Origin of the sequence: Methylobacterium sp. Leaf465 (genome assembly GCF_001424705.1) — a bacterium.
Lineage (GTDB): Bacteria > Pseudomonadota > Alphaproteobacteria > Rhizobiales > Beijerinckiaceae > Methylobacterium.
Genome location: NZ_LMRA01000046.1, coordinates 152,354 through 167,449, shown reverse-complemented (window position 1 = coordinate 167,449; position 15,096 = coordinate 152,354). Strand labels below are relative to the sequence as shown.

Genomic DNA, 15,096 nt, shown 5'->3' with positions numbered 1-15,096 from the left:
CCGGGTCACGCGGACGTCGCAGCGGCGCCGCCCGGCGGCGGCGGCGCAGGACTTGGCCCCGTTCGGCCCCAGCGCCGGCAGGGGCGTTGCTCCGACCGGGCATTGCGTTCAAAGACAGCGGCATCCCGGCCGAGGACGCGCTCCGGACGCGCCCGCCTTCGAACCCGAGCATCCCGTGCCCCCAGACCTGCCGGCTCCGCTGACGACGCTCCTGCCCGATCTCGGTCGGCGCGTGCTCGTGATGGGCATTCTTAACGTTACGCCCGATTCGTTCTCCGATGGCGGCCGCTTCGCCGATGTCGTGGCCGCCCGCACCCAGGCCGAGGCCCTGGTGGCGGAGGGCGCGGCCCTGGTGGATATCGGCGGCGAATCCACCCGCCCCGGCCACGTGCCCGTCCCGGCCGAGGAGGAGCAGGCTCGGATCCTGCCGGTGATCCGCGACCTCGCGGCCCGCCTGTCCGTTCCGATCTCGGTGGACACCTACAAGGCCTCGACCGCCCGGGTGGCGCTGGAGGCCGGCGCCCGCATGGTCAACGACGTCTGGGGCCTGCAGCGCGAGCCCGATATCGCCCGGGTCGCCGCCGATTACGGCGCGCCCGTGATGATCATGCACAACCGCGAGACCATCGATCCGGCCCTCGACATCGTCGCCGACATGCTGCGCTTCTTCGAGCGCTCGCTGGCCATCGCGCGGGCCGCCGGCCTGCGCGACGGCGACATCGTGCTCGATCCCGGTATCGGCTTCGGCAAGAGCTGGGCGCAGCACCTCGAAGCCCTGCGGCGCCTGCCCGAGATCGTGGCCCTCGGCTTTCCCGTCCTCGTCGGCGTCTCGCGCAAATCCCTCCTCGGACGCCTGCACGATGCCGAGACCAAGCCGGTGGACCGGCTCTTCGGCTCGATCGGCAGTCACGTCCTCGCCGCCACCCTCGGGGCGCAGATCGTGCGCGTTCACGATGTCCGCCCGCACGTCGATGCCCTGCGGGTGGTCGACGCCGTGATGGGACGCTCCGCATGAGCGACCGCATCCTCGTCGACCGGATCGCGGTCTTTGCCTTCCACGGCCTCCTGCCCGAGGAGGCTCGCCTCGGGCAGCGCTTCTACGTCTCGCTCGATGTGCGCCTCGACCTCGGGGCGGCCGGGCGCTCCGACGACGTCGCCCGGACCGTGAGCTACGCCGACCTCACCGAGATCGTGACCCGGATCGCCACGCAGCGGCGCTTCGACCTGATCGAGGCTCTCGCGGAAGCCATCGCGGGCGAGATCCTCGACCGTCACCCGCCCATCACCGAGATCCGCGTGCGGGTGGACAAGCCGAGCGCGCCGGTCCCGGCCGTGATCGACGGCGTCGCCATCGAGATCGTGCGCCGCCGCGAGGCCGCCCGATGAGGAGTGGACTGGACTGGCACGCCGCCTATCTTGGCCTCGGCAGCAATCTCGGCGACAAGGCCGCGACCCTGGCCGATGCGGTGGCGCGGCTGGCGGCCACACCGGGCATCCGCGTCACCGCGCGCTCGTCGAATTATCGCACGCCGCCCTGGGGCGACACCGACCAGGACTGGTTCCTCAACGCCGCGATCGGGATCGAGACCAGCCTCACCCCGCACGAACTCCTGGAGGTGGGCCTCGCCATCGAGACCGCCATGGGCCGGGTGCGCGAACGCCGTTGGGGTCCGCGGGTGATCGATATCGACGTTCTGTCCTACGAGGGCGCGACGATCTCGGATGCGCGCCTCGTACTGCCACACCGTTTCGTGCGCGAGCGCGCCTTCGTGCTGGTGCCTCTGGCCGAGATCGCCCCCACCCTGCGCATTGGGCCGGAGACGGTCGCCGCAGCCCTCGCCAAGCTCGACGCCGCCGGCATCGAGCGGGTCTGATCTGGGCCGGATCTCGATCGGGGATCTGGGATCGACCCCGGCGGAAAGAGCCGCCCTCTCGGCATCGTGACGCCGACGCAGCCGTCGGTCCAGGCGACGAGGCGGTGCGAGGGGCCGAGCCGGGACAGCCCGAGTTGCGCTCGGCGATCGCGTCGGTACTCTCCGGCATGCGCCCGTCGCCCGCGCGGGATTTCTGGCCCTCCGGGCTGACCCCGAGGGAGACCGGATCGGGGCACGAGGATCCCAGCTCCCGCGCAGAGAGGCGTCAGGCGGCGAATGCCTTGCTCCACGCGGATGCGGTCGGCCCTGTCTGGTTCGATCCGAAGGGCCGTCGCGAACCGCGGTCATGGGCGCTGGTCGACGATGCGCGCGCAGGGGTCTGAACGACGATGGCGGCGACGGAGCCCATCCGATCGCCGCCATCGCGGTCTCTCTCTCCTGTCGCCCCCGACATCCTCGGGGGCAATATCAGGGGCTCGGAGCGTCGAGGAGCTTGTTGCCCTCTTCCTCCAGCAGCGGCACGTCGTAGTCGCGCAACACCTTTTCGATATCGGCGCGGCGCTTGCGCAGGATCGTGTTGAGGGTGCGCTTCCAGTCGTTCTCCTCCAGGCGCACCCCGAGGGCGATCCGGAAGGTGAGCGGCGGCCGATCGGGCTCCTGCAGCAGCGCCACCACCGTCATCGGCATGCCGCTGTGCTTGGCGAGCCAGCCGGCGGCGGGTCCCCAGAGGATGGCGGCATCGATGCGCTTCTCGGCGAGATCCGCGATGACCTCGGCCGAGACCGTCTGGTGCTTGCGGGCCGGATCGAGCTGATAGGGCGCGTAGGCCTTCATGGAGCTGACGAGGCCGACCTCGCCCATCCGGTTCACCGGGGGCGTGCCGCCGATGACGCCGATGGACTTGCCCTTCAGCTTGGGATCGTCGAGCCGGGTCACCCCGTCGAACTCGCCCGTGCGGGTGACCAGCGTATAGGCGGAGCGGTAATAGGGATTCGAGTGCTGGACGAGCTCTCCACCGGCGGCCGAGCCGATGATGAGGTCGCAGAGGCCCGTGCCGAGGGTATTGCGGACGAAGCCGGGCCCCTGCGTCAGCCAGTAGTACCGGATCTTGACCTTGAGCTCGTCGGCGATGATCGCGGCGATTCGGTTCTCGAAGCCGTCCTCCTTGCGTTCGGAGAACGGCATGTTGCCGGGATCGCCGCAGACACGCAGAGTGTCCGTCGTCACGAGGTCCGGCAGCGATTGTGCCAACGCAGGTCGCGCTCCGGCTGCGAGCAGCAGGAGCGCGAGCGCGAGGCCCGTCCGGGAGCCTGAATGCGCCATTAGCCGCCCAGGCACTCCTTCTCAGCCGTCTTGGCGGCCTCGGGCTTGTCTTCCTTGTCGGTCGGGCGGACGCGCGGCATGGCGCCGGACGCCCGGGCCTTCAGGTAGACGTAGAGGTCGTCGGCGTAGCACATGACGTTCTTGTTATCGCCGAAGGCCGGCATCACGCGCTCCTGGCCGGCCTGCGAGTCACGCTTGCCGCCAGCGAGGATGCCGATGAACTCCTCGTAGCCGATCGTCTTGAGCGAGTCCTTCAGGGCCGGCGCGTAGGTCGAACCCATGGCATCGGGTCCGTGGCAGACGTGGCACTCGGCGTGATAGCGGCGGTAGCCCGAGTAGGCGTACCAGTCGAACTTCTTGCCATCAGCGGTGATGTGGTAGGTGGGGTGACCTTCCGAGTCCTGATACTTTCCGTCCTCGACCTTCACGGCCGCGAACTTGTCGATCAGCTTCGGGTCCTTCTCGGGTGCATTCGGATCGAGCTGATTGGCGAGGGCCGGATCAGCCTTCTTCGCATCCTGGGCCTGCACGGCGAGCGTTGAGACCGACGCGAGAGCGAACGCTGCCGCGAGAGGGCGGATGACGGCTTTGCTAAAGGTGTACAACGACGTTTCTCCCAGGAACACCACGTCGGCTCACCAGCCGCGTGTTTCGCGTGTTGTTCTTCCAATTCTAATCATAAAGGTGCCGGCGCGGAAACCCGCGCCGGCACCCTATGATCTACCGTTGCGTGCGACCGATTAGTTCGGCAGCGAGAAGACGGTCAGCTGACCACCGAGGTTGGTGTAGTTCGAGAGGGCGGCGTAACCACCCACCGCACCGAGACCGGCGTTCGGGTCGGTCAGGCCGGCCGCGAGGCCGATGCCGGCCCAGCCACCGACACCCGACAGGATGCCGACGTACTGCTTGCCCTTGTGGCTGTAGGTCATCACGTTGCCGATGATGCCCGACGGGGTCTTGAACTTGTAGAGCTCCTTGCCGGTCTTGGAGTCGACGGCCTTCAGGTAACCCTCGAGGGTACCGTAGAACACGACGTCACCAGCGGTGGCGAGGGCGCCGGACCACACCGAGAACTGCTCCTGGTTCGACCACTTGATCTTACCAGCGACGCCGTCCCAGGCGATGAAGTTACCCATGCCGCCGTGGCTGTTGGGGGCCGGGTACATAGCCAGCGTCGCGCCGACGTAGGGCTGACCCGGGGTGTAGGAAACCCGGAACGGCTCGTAGTCCATGCAGACGTGGTTGGTGGGCACGTAGAACAGGTTGGTCTTCGGCGAGTAGGCCGCAGGCTGCTGGTCCTTGGTGCCGAGAGCGGCGGGGCAGATACCCTTGGAGTTGGTATCCTCACCGTTCTGCTCGGTGGAGTACTTGGCCTGGACGAGCGGACGACCGTAGGTCTTGGAGCTCTTGTCCATGTCGACCTTCGAGGCCCAGTTCACGACCGGATCGAACTTCTCGGCGACCAGGAGCTCGCCGGTGGCGCGATCGAGGGTGTAGCCGAAGCCGTTACGGTCGAAGTGGGTCAGGAGCGGACGCTCCTTGCCGTCAACCTTCTGATCCGTGAGGATCATCTCGTTGATGCCGTCGTAGTCCCACTCGTCGTGCGGGGTCATCTGGTAGACCCACTTGGCGGCGCCCGTGTCGGGGTTACGCGCCCAGATGGTCATGGACCACTTGTTGTCGCCCGGACGCTGCTTGGGGTTCCAGGTCGAGGGGTTGCCCGAGCCGTAGTACATCAGGTCGAGCTTGGGATCGTAGGAGAACCAGCCCCAGGTGCAGCCGCCGCCGGTCTTCCACTGATCGCCTTCCCAGGTCTTCAGCGAGGAGTCCTTGCCAACCGGCTTGCCGAGCGAGGTGGTCTTCTCGGGGTCCATGATCATGTCGGCGTCGGGGCCCTGGGAGTGGCCGCGCCACACCTTCTTGCCCGTCTTGGCGTCGTAGGCGGTGACGTGACAGTTCACGCCGAACTCGCCGCCGGAGATGCCGACGATGATCTTGTCCTTCACCGGGAGAACGGTGGCGGTGTTGGTCTCACCCTTCTTGGGGTCGCCGTTCACCACCGACCAGTTCACCTTGCCGGACTTCGCGTCCAGCGAGACGACGGTCGTGTCGGCCTGGTGCAGGATGATGGCGCCATCGGCGTAGGCGAGGCCACGGTTGACCGTGTCACAGCACATCACCGGAATGACCGACGGGTCCTGCTTGGGCTCGTACTTCCAGACGATCACGCCGTCCTTGTCGAGGTCGAGGGCGTAGACGATGTTCGGGAAGGGGGTGTGAACGTACATCATGTTGCCGACGACGAGCGGGGAGCCCTCGTGGCCGCGCAGCACGCCGGTCGAGAAGGTCCAGGCCACCTGGAGCTGCTTGACGTTGCTGGCGTTGATCTGGTCGAGCTTCGAATAGCGCGTGTTGGCATAGTCGACGGTCTGAAGGACCTGCTCGGCCGGGTTGGCCGTGCGCTTCAGGACGTCTTCGTTGGCGAACGCCGTGGTCGAAGCGACCATGCCGGCGCCGAGTGCGAGAAGATGTACCGCTCTCATGGATTCCTCCGACAGATCTTGCAGCCGCCATCATGCGGAAAACCCGCAGGATCACGCCGTGATCTGACTGTTTGCGACAGGGATAGGTTCGCCTCGGTAGCGGACGCCAAACCCTTATTTCCAAACCACTAATGGCCAGGACGGGGTTTGTGTAGTCAGGGGCCGCTATCCCTTTGCGGCGCCCCTCGAAACCGAAGCTTGAATGAACTCTAAGAAAAATTCGGCCGGCGTCAACTCGCTTGCGCCCTGTGCTTCCAGGCTTCGCACAAGTCCTCGTGAGCCTTTGGCCGACATTCTGTCAGGCTCACGCTTCGCAGCATCGGATTGTGCGTTGCAATATCTCAAATTGGTAAGACAAAGTGTTTTAAACAGCTTGGCCTCATTATCATGCGTTTGGCGCATGTAGCCTGAGCTTGGCCGGTGTGGTCATGCGATCGAAGCTGCGTTCGCGTCAAAGGAGCTCCTGCGAGGAGATGCGTTCGTGAAATAAAATGCTGAAAAGGAGGTATATTTCAAAATCACGTGCCGGGGCGGGGGATTGTGATGGTCATATCCGCCATCCGCGGAACCCTGGGGGATGCTCATCGGATGCGCGGTCTCGCCGCATCCGGTCTGGGGAGAAGTGAAGACAGCGCGAGATCGAGGCGCGAGCATTGTCCGATCCGGGGCGAATCAGCTTGCGATGATGCCTGGGAATCGGGCGGCGAGGGACGCTCGGTTTGCCTCCATCCAGCCGCGTTCGCGCTGGCCCCGCGGCCGATCCAGGGTGATCGTGCCGAGGAGGCTCGCCGGTCGTCCCGAGACCAGGAGCAGGCGATCGGCGATCTCGAGGGCCTCGGCCACGTTGTGGGTGACCATGAGGACGCCCATGCCGGAGCCCTCCACCGCCGCGACCACGAGGCCGCGCAGGGCCGCCGCCGCATTGTCGTCGAGGGAGACGAAGGGCTCGTCGAGGATGAGGATGCGCGGCTTCTGCGCGAGCGCCCGGGCGAGCGAGACCCGCCGGGCCATGCCCAGCGACAGAGCGCCCGGGTAGCGGCCCCGCCAGGGAGTCAGGCCGAGAGAGTCGAACAGGGCATCGAGGTTCTGGGTGCGGGCCGGCCGCGGCAGGGCGAGGCGGACGTTCTGCTCGACGGTGCGCCAGGGCAGCAGCCGCGGCTCCTGGAACGCCATGGCGATGCCGGCCTCGTCCGGCGGCGGCGTGACGCGGCCCTCGTAATCGGCGTCGAGCCCGAGGAGGATGCGCAGGGTCGTGGTCTTGCCGGCCCCCGAGGGGCCGATCAGGCAGGTGATGGCGGCCGCCGTCACCGTGAAGGCGAGGTCGCGCACCGCCTCCACGGGCTCCGGGCCGGCACTGCCATAGACCTTGCGGAGGATGTCGACTCGCAGGGCCGCGCCCGCGCCGTCGGAGGCGGGAACGGCCATCCCCTCAGCGCCAGCGTCGGACATAGGCTTCGAGCCGCTGGAGGATGAGGATGTCGATGGCGATCATCACGCTCATGAACACGATGCTGTAGCCGACGATTGCCGCCACGTTCAGGCTCTGGACGAAGTAGTAGTTGATCGCGAAGCCGACGCCATTGGGCCGGCCGAGAAGCTCGATCACCAGCACGATCTTCCAGGCGAGCGACAGGCCGGAGCGCGCGGCGGCCACCGCGAAGGGCTGGAGCTGCGGCACCAGCACGTGCGCGATCCAGGTCCGCCGGTCGAAGCGGTAGCTGCGCGCCATCTCCTCCAGTTGCGGATCGAGGCCGCGGGCCCCCTCGCGCAGGATTACGGCGACGTTCGGCAGCTTGTTCAGGACCACGGCGACGATGGCGGCCGCCTCGTTCAGGCCGACCCAGATGTAGGCCAGCACCGTGATCACCAGGGCGGGCGTGTTGAGGAGAATGAGGAGCGGGGTGTCGAGGACGAGGTTGAGCCGGCGCGAGCGCCCGAGGGCGATCCCGAGGAGCACACCCAGTGTCATGGCCAGGAAAAAGGAGATGCCGACCCGCGAGAGGGTGATGCCGACGTTCCACCACAGGTCGCCGGTGACGGATTCGCGCACGATGAAGTCCAGGATCGCCAGGGGCGCCGGCAGCAGCCGCGAGCCCGCGGCCGAGGCCGCGACCTGCCACCCCGCGAGGAGGACCAGCACGGAGGCGAGACGGGTGGCAAAGCCCATCGGATCAGGGCGTCGGACGCGCGCAGGGCGGGCGCGGGGCGGCCTCAGCCATTGCCGGTGCCGTCGAAGTACAGGCCCGCGGGGAGCGTCGTGCCCGCGCCGACCAGGCGCTCGCCGCCGAGCCGGGCCATCACGCTGAACAGCGTCTCGCCGTCTTTGCGCTCCGTGGCGAGGGGCCGGCGCGGGATGCCCGCGAGGAAGTCGCGCTTCAGGGCCTGGAAGGTAGCCTCGTCGTCAGCCGACATCAGGGGGCGCACCACGTCCCAGGCAGCGGGATCGTTGGCGAGGAGATCCTTGGCGGCCTTGGAGGCGCGGGCGAACCCCGTCACCGCCTCGCCCTTGTCCTTCACGGTGGCGTCGTCGAGGAGGTAGCCGATCAGGGCCATCGAGCCGGTGGCGCCGAAGGCGCGCATGATGTCGTCCGAGCCGATCAGGCGACGGAAACCCTTGGGCTCCAGGCGGGCGCAGTAGGTCCAGTACAGCAGCCCGGCATCGAGCTCGCCCTGCTCCAGCTTGAGCGCCAGGAGGGGCGGCGCGCCGAACGCGATGGTGGCCTGGGTCTCGAGGTCGATGCCGACGGTGTCCCGGGCCTGGGCCTTGAGCAGGAGCCAGTTCTTGTCGAGGGGGCCTCCGGCCACGCCGAGGCGCTTGCCCTTGAGGTCGGCCAGCGTCCGGATCGGGCTGTCGCCCGGCACCATCAGCGAGCCCTCGGTGGTCGAGTAGGGGAAGAAGCGGATCGCGCGGCCCTCGTTGCCGAGCCGTGCGGCCCAGAGCAGGTCGCCCACGATGGTGTCGACCTGGCCCCCCAGGAAGGCGATCCGTGCCGCGTCGTTGCCGGCGAGCTTGACCACGTCGAGGGTGAAGCCGTTGGCGCTGTCGAGGCCGCGCGCCTTGATCACCGCCGCTTCCCAGGAGACCGTGCCGAACGGCAGGCTGCCCACCCGGAAGGACGGCCCGGCCGCCCGCGCCGGCCGGGCGAGGCTCCAGGGCAGGGGCAACAGTGCCGCCGTCGCGAGCAATCCGCGCCGTGACAGCATGAGGGACTCTCCCTGGTTTCCAAGTCGAACGCTCGGGGTGTCCCGTGAAGGCCGGCGTTGGTTGGCAATCTTCATAGGAGGTCGGGCCCAGGGCGTCCACAGGACGAATTGGCAAGTCCGACGGGCGGATGGTCGCTTCCGAACCGGCCAATCCTTCCGGATCCGGCGCGACACCTTGCGAACCGGGCGTGATCCCTTGCGCACGGCCGGGGCCGGGCGCAGAGAGTCGGCAACGCTGCGTGTTCGAGGGAGAGTGGGACCATGGCCGGTACACGGGACGACGTGATCGACGACGCCACCGTCACGGAGCGCCTCGCGCGCGAGCTTCCGGCCTGGCGCCTGGAAGAGGGCTGGATCCGGCGCACCTACAAGACCGCGGGCTGGAAGGGCACGCTGATGGTGATCAACACGGTCGGCCACCTCGCCGAGGCCGCCTGGCACCACCCAGACATCACCGCCTCCTACGCCTGGGTCGAGGTTCGGCTGACCAACCACGCCGCCAAGGGCATCACCGAGAAGGACTTCGCCCTGGCCGCCAAGATCGAGGAGGTGGTCGGCTGGCAGCCCGGCACCGAGGGCGGCGCGCTCGAGGGCACCCCCACCGATCCGCGCTTCGCCTACATCAAGTACGACAAGTAGCCGGCCGCGTCCGGGTCAGTCGGCCTGCTTCACCCGGCGGCACTCGGTCTTGAGGTAGCTCGTCTTGCCGACCTCGTCCCGCAGGTCGGTGCGGGCGATGATCTCCTGCCAGCCGTTGGTGCAGCCGAGCTCGTTGGCGACGCGGACCTTGCGGACTTCGCTGGCCTTGTCGTCGGTGCAGGCCTCGATCGGGATCCCGTTGGCGCAGACGAGGACCACGGCGATGAAGGCGTTCATGGGCGAGCTCCGGCGGTGCGTTGCCGGACAGGTACGCCACCGGCGCCCCTCCGGTCTCAATCGATCGTGAGAATGTGATCGGCGGAGAAGTCCCGCCCCTCCACCGGGTTCGCCACCCAGCGGGTCCGGCCGATCCACAGGTCGTGCCCGGCATGGAAATGGCCCGAGACCCAGAGGTCGGGCCGGTCCGCCTCGGGCAGGTCTTCCAGGGCGGTGGTGGCGTAGAAGGCCGGGACCCACCAGGGCACGCCGGGCACGTGGCGGAACGCCTCGGCCGCGCGTGGGCTCGCCGGGTGGTGGGTGACGCAGACGGTCGGGCCGGCATGGGGCTGCGCCAGGGCGGCGGCCAGCAGGGCACGCTCCCGCTCATGGGCCGCCATCGCGTCGGCGGGCGACCAGGCCGTGCCGTCACCGTTGCGGATGGAGCCCCGATACTCCCGCGAGCCCGTAACCGGATCGGTCATCCGCGCGGCCGCGTAGGCGACCGGATCCGACGGCGCGTCGGCGCCGCTCTCGTCGAGCCAGAGGCCGGCCAGCGACCAGTCGCTCCACAGGGTCGTGCCGACGAAGCGGACGCCGTCGAGGACGATCGCCGCCCCGCGCTGGAGCAGGTGGATGTCCGCCCCCTCCCCGTTCAGGCGCAGTACCTCGGTCTCCAGGGCGGCGAGGAGTTCCGGAGCCGTGCGCCGGTCGCCGGTGGGCGCGTAATGCTCGTGGTTGCCCGGCACCAGGACGATCGGGCGTCCCTGCGCCAGGGTCATCAGGGCCGCGAGCCCCGATTCGGGCCTGCCCTCGTGCAGGTCGCCGGGGCAGACCAGCACGTCGAAGGGCCGGGTCGGGCGCGGGATGACGTCGAGGCGCCGGCGCTCGAGGTGCAGGTCGGAGATGGGGAACAGGCGCATGGCGGGGGCTCGAAGCCTCTCAGGGAACCGGACTCTCGGACACGGCCTTGGCCGCGCGCCACTCGGCGCGGGCGGCCTTCAGGATGTCACCCGCCGAATCCGCGTTGAGGATGGCGATGCCGGCCGCCGCGATGAGGTCGGGCCAGGCCGACAGGGTCAGGGCGGTGGCGAGGCCGGCGGCGATGATCGCCAGGTTGGCGAAGGCGTCGTTGCGGGCGGAGAGGTAGGCCGCCCGGGTCAGGCTGCCGCCGCCCGAGCGGTGGCGGGCCAACATCATCGCGCAGGTGAGATTGACCGCCAGCGCCCCCATGCCCGTGAGCGTCAGGGGGATCGGGGCCGGCGGCGCCATCGTGGCGAACTTGATCCAGGCGGCATAGGCGGTGGCGAGCGCCGGCAGGAGCAGGATGACGGCGAGGACCGCCCCGAGCCGGGCCCGGTTGCGCACGCTCCAGCCGATCCCGGCGAAGATCAGCAGGTTGATCGCCGCGTCCTCGAGGAAGTCGAGGCTGTCGGCGATGAGCGCCAGCGAGCCGATCGCCAGGGCGACCGTGATCTCGATGCCGAAATACGCGAGGTTCAGCCCGGCGACGCGGGCGACCACCGGGCGCAGGGTGGCGGACGGGGTGGGCGTGGCGGACACGGGCGGCGGCTCGTCTCGTGACGGTGCGGTCTTCAGGGGAGGTCCCCGGACCCGGGCCCGGCGCCTCGCGGCAAGAGTCTCCATGGCGCGAAGTGCCTCCGTCTGTCGAGGCTCACGACTCGGCGCGATGCTTTTCGGCTGGCGGATACTGGATTTGGCCCGCCGCCTGTGCGAGGCGAAAAGCCACGCCGCACGAGACCCGCGTGCCACACCCGAAGTCAGGGGAAACTGCCGATGATGCCCGAACTGCGCGTCCTGTACTTCGAGGATCTCGAGGTCGGCCTGTCCGAGACGCTGAACAAGGTCATCGCCTCCTCCGACGTGGTGGGCTTCGCCGAGATCACCGGCGACCGCAATCCGATCCACCTGTCCGAGCACTTCGCGGCGCGCACGCCCTTCGGCACCCGGATCGCCCACGGTCTCTACACCGCCGGCCTGATCTCGGCGGTGCTCGGCACCCGCCTGCCCGGCCCCGGCGCGGTCTATATCAGCCAGACCCTGAACTTTCGCGCGCCCGTGCGCATCGGCGACACCGTCGAGGTCACGGTCGAGGTGGCCGAACTCGTCCCGGAGCGCCGCCGTGCCCGCCTGAAATGCACCTGCTCGGTGGCCGGTGAGGTCGTCCTCGACGGTGAGGCCCTGGTGAAGGTGCCGACCAAGGCCGAGGCCGATCCCCTGGCGGTGCGCATGGGCGGGCGTCCGGCGAGCGCCTGACGCCGCCTTGGCCGCCCCTTGCCGACCCGCGCCGATCGCCATTGAGGATCCCGCCGACCCGCGCCTCGCGCCCTATACGGCGATGCGCGAGCGCGACCTCGTCGGGCGTGCCGGCCGCTTCATCGTCGAGGGCGAGGTGACCCTGCGGGTCATGCTCTCGGCCCGAGCCCGGTTCGGCCTTGAATCGGTCCTGCTGGCCCCCGAGCGCCTGGCCGGCCTGGAGGCGGCCCTGGCCCGTCTGCCCGAGCCCGTGCCCGTCTACACCGCGGCGAAGCCCGTGATGAGCGCGATCACCGGATTTCCGATCCATCGCGGCGTCCTCGGCGTGGGCCTGCGCGGGGCGGAGGCCACGGATGCCGTCCTCCCCGGCCTGCCGCCCGCCCCGGCACCGGCCCTCGTGGTCGGTCTCGTCGGCCTGACCAACCACGACAATGTCGGCGGCCTGTTCCGCAACGCCGCCGCCTTCGGGGCCGACGCGGTGCTCCTCGATGCCGGCACCTGCGATCCGCTCTACCGCAAGGCGATCCGCGTCTCGGCTGGCGCCGCCCTGATCGTCCCCTTCCTGCAACTCGCCGATGCGGACGCGCTCGTGGCCTTCGCGGCGCGTCACGCCCTGGAGCCCCTGGCCCTGAGCCCCGGCGGAGCCGAGACCCTGGCGGCCCTGGCGCCCCCCGACCGGACCCTGCTCCTCCTCGGAAGCGAGGGGCCGGGCCTGCCGCCGGACCTGATGGCGCGCCTGCGCACCGTCCGCATCGCGATGGCGCCGGACTTCGATTCGCTCAACGTCGCCACGGCGGGCGCGATCGCGCTGCATCACCTGTCCCGGGCCGCCTGACGGCGGATCGCGGGCGTCCGCGGCCCGATGGGCCGGGGATGCGCGACACTGCGCCCCCATTGCCGCCTGCACCGCTACGGTCAAGATTAGACCGCGAGCCCTGGACGGACCATGCTCCCGCGCCACATGGATGAGGCGCGTGGGCCTGTAGACGATGGAGTTTTGAGCGTTGTTGCAGTCACGGGACGGCTTGCGGACTTTGTCCGGACGCCGCGTCATCATCGTCGGTGCCGGTCCCGGCGGCCTCGCCACCGCACTCCTCCTCGCCCGCGCCGGCGTGCACGTCACGTTGCTGGAGAAGGATCCGGCGGTGGGCGGACGCACCAAGACCGTGGAGGCGCCCGGGGGCTTCCGGTTCGACATCGGCCCGACCTTCTTCCTCTATCCGCAGATCCTCGCCGACATCTTCGAGACCTGCGGCGAGCGCCTGGAAGACCACGTCAAGCTCGAGCGCCTCGATCCGCAGTACCACCTCGTGTTCGAGGCGGGCGGCGAGATCCGCGCCACGAACGACATGGACCGCCTCGAGGCCGAGGTGGCGCGCATCGCGCCGGACGACGCCAAGAACGTGCGCAAGTTCTTCGCCGACAACCGGGTCAAGCTGAAGTTCTTCAAGCCCGTCCTGGAGCAGGCCTTCCATACCCTGCGGGCCATGGCCTCCCCGGCCATGATCGCAGCCCTGCCCCACCTCCATCCGGGGCGCAGCGTCGACAAGGACCTGCAGCGCTACTTCAAGGACCCGCGGGTCCGCCTCGCCTTCGCGTTCCAGACCAAATACCTCGGCATGTCGCCGTTCCGGTGCCCGAGCCTGTTCACCATCCTGTCGTTCCTCGAATACGAGCACGGCGTCTACCATCCGGTCGGCGGGTGCGGCGCCGTCTCGGAGGCGATGGCGGGCCTCGCCCGCCGGATGGGCGTCGACATCCGCCTCGGGGCGGGCGTCGAGCGGGTGCTGTTCGAGGGCAAGCGCGCCAGCGGCGTCGTCTGCAACGGCGAGACCCTGCAGGCCGACGCGGTCGTCATCAACGGCGACTTCGCCAAGGTCATCCAGGACCTCGTGCCGCAGCAGCATCGGCCGCGCTGGCGCGACACCAAGATCGCGAAGGCGCGCCTCTCCTGCTCGACCTTCATGCTGTATCTCGGCCTCGACGGGCCGATGCCGGAGGCCCTCGGCCACCACACCATCCTGCTGTCGGAGGATTACGCCCGCAACATCCGGGAGATCACAGACGGCATCCTGCCGATGCAGCCCTCGCTCTACGTGCAGCATGCGGGCTTCACCGACGGCGGCATGGCGCCCCCCGGTCAGACCAGCCTCTACGTGCTGGTGCCGGTGCCGAACCTGAAGGCGGGCATCGACTGGAAGGGGCTACGGGAGACTTATCGCCGCCTCGTCCTCGACCGCCTGAAGCTGCTCGGCCTCGGCGACATCGAATCGCGCATCCGCTACGAGCGCATCGTCGACCCGACCGAGTGGCGCGACGACTTCTTCGTGCACGAGGGGGCCACCTTCAACCTCGCCCACGACCTGATGCAGATGCTCTACTTCCGCCCGCACAACCGCTTCGGGCCGGGGCTCTACCTCGTCGGCGGCGGCACCCATCCGGGCTCCGGCCTGCCGGTGATCTACGAGGGTGCGCGCATCACCGCCCGCCTCCTGATCGAGGAGCTCTCCGCCGGGCGCGTCGGGGCCGCCAGCGCCGGCATCCCGGCCACCGCGCCCCTGGCCACCTCGGGCGACGCCACTTGAGGGGGCTGTCGCGGCCCCTGGCCGGTCTCTGCGCCCTCGTCCTGGTTTCGGGGGCGGCCCGGGCGGCCTCCGTGGCGGTGGAGGTCGAGGGCATCGAGCCCGGGGGCCTGATCTCCGTCGCCCTGTGCCAGGACGGCCTGTCCGAGGCCGATTGCCGGACCGGGCAGCAGGCCGAGCCCCAGGCCGCTGCCCAGCGCTTCGTCTTCTCGAACGTGAGGCCCGGGATCTACGCGGCGGTGGCCTATCAGGACACCAACCGCAACGGCCGCCTCGACCGGACCGGCCTCGGCCTGCCCCTCGAGCCCTACGGCTTCTCCGGCGAGTCCGTCCAGTCCGCCCGCCCCGATTTCGCGCGCGCGCGTTTCACCGTGCGGGAGCCGGGCGTCGGCGTGCGGGTTCGCCTGTCGCGCGCGCTGCCGCCCCGCTGAGCGCCGC

17 protein-coding genes are annotated in these 15,096 nt (G+C 69.3%); 8 read left to right on the top strand and 9 right to left on the bottom strand.

Annotated features, from left to right (window positions below):
• Positions 1–241 precede the first annotated feature (241 nt).
• The 3 genes from folP to folK are packed head-to-tail and all read left to right on the top strand — an operon-like array spanning position 242 to position 1,874.
• Complete coding sequence (gene folP, locus ASG51_RS20575) at positions 242–1,015, top strand: dihydropteroate synthase (protein WP_156389801.1); 774 nt, start codon at positions 242–244, stop codon at positions 1,013–1,015.
• Positions 1,012–1,386 (top strand): dihydroneopterin aldolase, encoded by a 375-nt coding sequence (gene folB / locus ASG51_RS20570; protein WP_056382751.1) that lies wholly within the window; start codon positions 1,012–1,014, stop codon positions 1,384–1,386. Before folP ends, folB begins: the two co-directional genes overlap by 4 nt.
• Entirely contained in the window at positions 1,383–1,874 is a 492-nt protein-coding gene (gene folK / locus ASG51_RS20565; RefSeq protein ID WP_056382750.1) for a 2-amino-4-hydroxy-6-hydroxymethyldihydropteridine diphosphokinase, read from the top strand. Before folB ends, folK begins: the two co-directional genes overlap by 4 nt.
• A gap of 468 nt (positions 1,875–2,342) precedes the next feature.
• On the opposite strand, the gene xoxJ is transcribed toward folK, so the two are convergent.
• The 6 genes from xoxJ to ASG51_RS20535 form a co-directional block, all read right to left on the bottom strand.
• A complete protein-coding gene (gene xoxJ / locus ASG51_RS20560) occupies positions 2,343–3,197 on the bottom strand; it encodes a rare earth element methanol dehydrogenase accessory protein XoxJ (RefSeq protein ID WP_056382747.1) in 855 nt (284 codons plus the stop codon).
• Positions 3,197–3,802, bottom strand: coding sequence for a c-type cytochrome, methanol metabolism-related (locus ASG51_RS20555; protein ID WP_082486902.1), 606 nt, complete (start codon positions 3,800–3,802; stop codon positions 3,197–3,199). The genes xoxJ and ASG51_RS20555 overlap by 1 nt, the downstream gene beginning before the upstream one ends.
• 135 nt (positions 3,803–3,937) lie before the next feature.
• Positions 3,938–5,740, bottom strand: coding sequence for a lanthanide-dependent methanol dehydrogenase XoxF1 (xoxF1, locus tag ASG51_RS20550; protein ID WP_056220255.1), 1,803 nt, complete (start codon positions 5,738–5,740; stop codon positions 3,938–3,940).
• A 672-nt stretch (positions 5,741–6,412) separates the two neighbouring features.
• A complete protein-coding gene (locus ASG51_RS20545) occupies positions 6,413–7,189 on the bottom strand; it encodes an ATP-binding cassette domain-containing protein (RefSeq protein WP_056382746.1) in 777 nt (258 codons plus the stop codon).
• Positions 7,170–7,907, bottom strand: a complete 738-nt coding sequence (locus ASG51_RS20540) for an ABC transporter permease subunit (RefSeq protein WP_056382743.1) — start codon at positions 7,905–7,907, stop codon at positions 7,170–7,172. Before ASG51_RS20540 ends, ASG51_RS20545 begins: the two co-directional genes overlap by 20 nt.
• Positions 7,908–7,951: 44 nt before the next feature.
• Positions 7,952–8,944, bottom strand: coding sequence for an ABC transporter substrate-binding protein (locus tag ASG51_RS20535; RefSeq protein ID WP_056382741.1), 993 nt, complete (start codon positions 8,942–8,944; stop codon positions 7,952–7,954).
• Between the two features lie 261 nt (positions 8,945–9,205).
• Between ASG51_RS20535 and ASG51_RS20530 the strand changes: the two genes are divergently transcribed.
• The gene (locus ASG51_RS20530; protein WP_056382738.1) at positions 9,206–9,583 is read left to right on the top strand and encodes a 4a-hydroxytetrahydrobiopterin dehydratase; all 378 of its coding nucleotides are present in this window, start codon (positions 9,206–9,208) and stop codon (positions 9,581–9,583) included.
• 15 nt (positions 9,584–9,598) lie between these two features.
• On the opposite strand, the gene ASG51_RS20525 is transcribed toward ASG51_RS20530, so the two are convergent.
• Genes ASG51_RS20525 through ASG51_RS20515 form a run of 3 tightly spaced genes read right to left on the bottom strand, consistent with a single transcriptional unit; the run spans position 9,599 to position 11,362 of the window.
• Positions 9,599–9,820 carry a hypothetical protein gene (locus ASG51_RS20525; protein WP_055949561.1) on the bottom strand — a complete coding sequence of 74 codons (222 nt, stop codon included), beginning with the start codon at positions 9,818–9,820 and terminating at the stop codon, positions 9,599–9,601.
• Between the two features lie 56 nt (positions 9,821–9,876).
• Positions 9,877–10,722: a metallophosphoesterase gene (locus ASG51_RS20520; protein WP_056220241.1), complete on the bottom strand. Its 846-nt coding sequence runs from the start codon at positions 10,720–10,722 to the stop codon at positions 9,877–9,879.
• Positions 10,723–10,741: 19 nt separating this feature from the next.
• Positions 10,742–11,362, bottom strand: coding sequence for a cation transporter (locus ASG51_RS20515; protein WP_056220238.1), 621 nt, complete (start codon positions 11,360–11,362; stop codon positions 10,742–10,744).
• A gap of 234 nt (positions 11,363–11,596) precedes the next feature.
• Here ASG51_RS20515 and croR point away from each other — a divergent pair, with 234 nt between their 5' ends.
• The 4 genes from croR (at position 11,597) to ASG51_RS20495 (ending at position 15,089) form a co-directional block, all read left to right on the top strand.
• The gene (croR, locus tag ASG51_RS20510; RefSeq protein WP_055949554.1) at positions 11,597–12,076 is read left to right on the top strand and encodes a 3-hydroxybutyryl-CoA dehydratase; all 480 of its coding nucleotides are present in this window, start codon (positions 11,597–11,599) and stop codon (positions 12,074–12,076) included.
• 82 nt (positions 12,077–12,158) lie between these two features.
• Entirely contained in the window at positions 12,159–12,911 is a 753-nt protein-coding gene (locus tag ASG51_RS20505) for an RNA methyltransferase (protein ID WP_056382737.1), read from the top strand.
• A gap of 169 nt (positions 12,912–13,080) precedes the next feature.
• Entirely contained in the window at positions 13,081–14,661 is a 1,581-nt protein-coding gene (gene crtI, locus ASG51_RS20500; protein WP_056220235.1) for a phytoene desaturase family protein, read from the top strand.
• Positions 14,658–15,089, top strand: a complete 432-nt coding sequence (locus ASG51_RS20495; RefSeq protein ID WP_244480209.1) for a DUF2141 domain-containing protein — start codon at positions 14,658–14,660, stop codon at positions 15,087–15,089. Before crtI ends, ASG51_RS20495 begins: the two co-directional genes overlap by 4 nt.
• Positions 15,090–15,096: the final 7 nt, after the last annotated feature.